The organism is Arthrobacter subterraneus, assembly GCF_900099735.1.
Classification (GTDB): Bacteria; Actinomycetota; Actinomycetes; order Actinomycetales; family Micrococcaceae; genus Arthrobacter_D; species Arthrobacter_D subterraneus.
On record NZ_FNDT01000063.1, the window covers coordinates 1 to 1,262 of the forward strand.

1 protein-coding gene is annotated in these 1,262 nt (G+C 59.0%); it reads left to right on the forward strand.

Annotated features, from left to right (window positions below):
- Positions 1-411: 411 nt before the first annotated feature.
- Positions 412-657, forward strand: coding sequence for a hypothetical protein (locus BLS52_RS19185; RefSeq protein WP_090588603.1), 246 nt, complete (start codon positions 412-414; stop codon positions 655-657).
- The last annotated feature ends 605 nt before the right edge of the window (positions 658-1,262 follow it).

Genomic DNA, 1,262 nt, shown 5'->3' on the forward strand with positions numbered 1-1,262 from the left:
GGACACCACACCCGAACTGGCGCTCAGCGCCTAACCCGAATACCAAGAATCACGCGACAACCGCGTTACACCACGCAAATGGACTTGACCCCTGCTCACTGGACTGCTCGTTCTCTTTGCTCGACATTGACTCCTCCTGCTCCGTGTTTAGCGCCGGTTAGCTGCATTCCTGACGGCCCTCGACGCAGGTCGTTGATGTGCCACCATTCCGTTGCAGTAACCTCCGCACACTCGTACGGTTGTTACGAGTATCGTATGTCATCTGGGCGCGCGGGGAGCAAGGCAGGAGGACAAGATGACTACTGGAACAACCGTGCAGGTACGGTCGGGCACGACCAGATGCTGGTTCTGGTACCAATGTGGCGCAGGTTCAGATAGCCGGCGGCTTGAACATCTTCCGTAGGACTATGGCTGGTCATAGCACCGTGGGTGCTGGACTACAGCGAGCAAAGCAATGCTGTAGGGAATCAAGTCGGAGGCAGGGTCGTAATCGCCGTACTAACGTATTTCCGGGTCTTCTCCCCCAGACATTTGGGAGAGCCTGAGCTGGATCAACTTCGTTCTGGGGGTATGGCTCATTATCGCCCGTTTGTACTGACTACAATGAGACAGGCAACGCGAACTCAATCCTTTGAAACGACATCGTTTCGGGACTGATCGTGCTCTCGCTAGCAGCTTGGAGCGCTGTCGCCACCAAGTCGTCCAGAAGCTCGTCGGGCCAGCACTAGCACGGCACGGCGGTAAGGGCGCATCAGGGTTTGATCTGCGTAGTGAAGGAGTGATTCCAATTGGCGGAAACGAAGCGACAGCAGTTGCGGTCGACAGCCAATGGAGCAACCGCCGCCACATCCGCCCCCGACCCTGCCACCCCACTACAGCGAACAGGGTCGGTGAGGTTAGACCCAGGACAGCCCGGCCCAGGACAGCCCGGCCCAGGACAGACCGGTCAGACAACATGAATCCTGCACGTCCCGGTGGCCTCTCGGACGAGGTGAGCTCGGCAAAGACGCACGGACACCCAGTCGACCCTGAGCGGGTCGCTCGGGCACAGCAACAGGGCCTCGCCGCCGACGAGGCGTACCAAGTGGCCGCGCTACTGCGACTGCTCGGCGATGGCACCCGGATCCGGGTGCTTCTTGCCTTGGAACAAGTGGAGGAATTATGCGTCCCTACGTGTCAGGCTGGAGCGGTACCACGGTGACAGAGCAAGTCAGCTTAATCGCGTGGGGCGAGAACCAGGAAACCGATCATTATGTCTAATC